3 protein-coding genes are annotated in these 2,702 nt (G+C 41.9%); all 3 read right to left on the reverse strand.

The genetic code is table 11. From position 1 onward, the window contains the following. Positions 1 to 21: 21 nt before the first annotated feature. Positions 22 to 1,041, reverse strand: coding sequence for a replication initiation factor domain-containing protein (locus ACUW6H_RS09310; RefSeq protein WP_454364292.1), 1,020 nt, complete (start codon positions 1,039 to 1,041; stop codon positions 22 to 24). 343 nt (positions 1,042 to 1,384) lie between these two features. Next, positions 1,385 to 1,963 (reverse strand): hypothetical protein, encoded by a 579-nt coding sequence (locus ACUW6H_RS09315; RefSeq protein ID WP_454364294.1) that lies wholly within the window; start codon positions 1,961 to 1,963, stop codon positions 1,385 to 1,387. After that, positions 1,960 to 2,304, reverse strand: coding sequence for a hypothetical protein (locus ACUW6H_RS09320; protein WP_454364296.1), 345 nt, complete (start codon positions 2,302 to 2,304; stop codon positions 1,960 to 1,962). Before ACUW6H_RS09320 ends, ACUW6H_RS09315 begins: the two co-directional genes overlap by 4 nt. Positions 2,305 to 2,702 lie beyond the last annotated feature (398 nt).

Consider the following 2,702-nt stretch of genomic DNA (forward strand, 5'->3'; position numbering starts at 1 on the left):
GCGACAAGGCATTGCCATCTCTCAATTTTTTCCGAGATTTTTTACTAATTCGATGAATTTTTTTTGCTCTTTTGAACTCATGCCATCAAATTCTTGCTTCATCTTGCCAATTTTGTCCTCGTTGCCATTTTGACATGCCATGAGTAATTGCAAAAAGTCAACATTTTCTTCCTTGGCAATTGCACTCAATCCCTTGATAGCCGTTACCGTGCTATTTTCGATCCAGTTCAATGTTTTTGCCAGGCTTGGTTGGTATTCCTTGCCTTTTAACTGGATTGGCTCTGCCATTGCCAAGAAGTTACTCCACCAGGCGGAAGTCTGCCATCTGCTTTTGTTGGTATCTTCTCCAGGTTCTACAAAACGTATTAAATCGGCAAGGATACCACCAAAGAGACTGCCAAAACTATGCCCATCTTCCAGGTACCTTGTCACAAAATCATTGGCTTTCTCATGCTTAAGAACCAACTCCCATCGGTTCCAAATTGGCACATCGATTTCATACCCTTTTGCTTGACGTTCATAATTTTTTTCATATACACGTAGCATGAGGTCTGATTTGTTGCTACCCATATAGATGGTTGTGCCAGTATGTTCACCGTTGGAACCTCTGCCACTGATAACCTTAAAGGAACGACACCTGCCAACGTGTTCCCCTCGCTCTATCTTGCCAATAATGTCAGCGAAACCCACCAAGCCGTCATATTCGTCCAATGCCAAGTCAATGCGTGAGAACGTAGCAAATGACCTTAAATGCTCAAAGACTTGTCTCCAGGTAACTTTATCGACTTGCATAATGGTTTCATACTTGCGAACCCCTTGCCCTGTCAGTTCGACATGAACACCCATATCCGAGCGCTTAGCAGAGTAAAAAACGTTTATCAGACCGTCCACCGTATAACCTGAATCGTAACCGTAACGCCCTCGGTCAGTCTCTGAAAAAGTGAGATTTCCAAGCCCTGCCAGTTCGATAACCTCAAACGGACTTCCCATCCTACAAGTAAAGGATAGCCAGTCAATTATATAATGATTTTCTAATGCCATGTATACGTAACCCCCCTGTTAGATACCGGGGGTATACATTTTCGATTATTTCTCATGTTAAATCCTTTCCCCTGGGCGTTGCCCAGACCCACTGGGGCACTGCCCCAGACCCCAGGCCTCAACCGACATTCAGTGCCTCTGCTCTCACTTACCAGTCAGTAAAGGGTCGGGAAAAATTTTCTTCGCGTTCGCTTCGCTATGCTTCGAAATTTTTTCCCTTTTCCCCTTGACTGCCTGGTATCTGCCCTTTTCGTCTTTATCGCCGATATACGACAACAAAACACCTTAGTTCAGACCTATATCGCCTTATCTATTGTAAAGGGCAGACCGTTTAGAAAAAGCGTTATACCTTGGTTTCATCTCTGCTTGATAACTTCCTGTTAATCAGCATGAAATCATCTCTGTCATTCGTTGCACAGAAAACAAGTTCTTTCGCAAGACCACTGACCACAATGCCGACCTGCTTATATTCGAAACCTTCCACGCGTCTGAAATAATCAGTTAAAGCTATCATGTTTTCTTCCGAGATATCTCCAAAAATCGCAACTCTGAAAACATAGCTATGCTTACAGTCGAGCAAAGGTTTTTCATACACGTTCGCTCTTCTCACTCTATCAACTAGGACTGGCTCAGTCCAAGTGTAGCCGTTGTTTTCAAACTGTCTTTCTTCGTAACGGTCTTCTATGAAAAAATCGTACGAGCCAGGTTTTAGAACTGTGACAATTGCATCATCTAAACAGTAGATTATATTCAAAATCCTCTGCTCCTCATTCTGCTTCTTTGCCAGCACCTCTGCTTGTCGCCTTTCATCTGCTTTCTTTTGCGCTCTCTTCTCAACCCGTTCTCGGACATCTTCTTGGACTCTTTGCGCACCTTTAAGAATAAGGATTTTGACGGCTTGTTTTAACTCTTTTGACATCATAAAGCCACCTCATCGTCTTCGGCAAGTACGATATCTTGAGCAAACAATCGAATTTCATTGTTATACGTGATAGCAGCAATTGGATTGACTAACTCAACTTTAACTGCGCCTTCTAGGTCTCCACCTAAGAAAACTCGTGGCATGTCTGGAGTGATACAACGAACTTTCTCGAAATTCTGATTTGTCAGAACTAACTCTGTCGTATAGCTCTTGATTCGGTCTGTACGCTCATTATTGACATACTCATACATGGTACGAGCCGACTCTGTCACGATTGGAGAATAATCTCCGATAACTACATACGCTAGTTCTTGACTAGGTTTTAACTGGTTAGCTTTCATCTGCCAACCTCTCTTTCATTTAGATTTAGAAAGAGACATCAGTGCACAAAAAAGCGCAATCCATCATCAGACTGCGCAAGCGTTAGTTCTATTCTTCATCCGTGTTGACTAATAATTTTTATTTTGATATACTAGTCTTGCAATTGAAATTCGAATGAAGATGTGAGACTAAGTTTGGCGACTGATCTGACATCTTTTTCTTTTTAATTATACTATACTTGAGATTTACGCGTCAATTCATTTCTGACCGTTTTTTTGTTTTGTCCTGCCAATTTTCTGGCCATTTGCTTGCCAATCCCTTGGGCGACAAGGCATTGCCATCTCTCAATTTTTTCCGAGATTTTTTACTAATTCGATGAATTTTTTTTGCTCTTTTGAACTCATGCCATCAAATTCTT

The sequence above is a fragment of the Streptococcus sp. 151470009-6 genome (assembly GCF_053628175.1).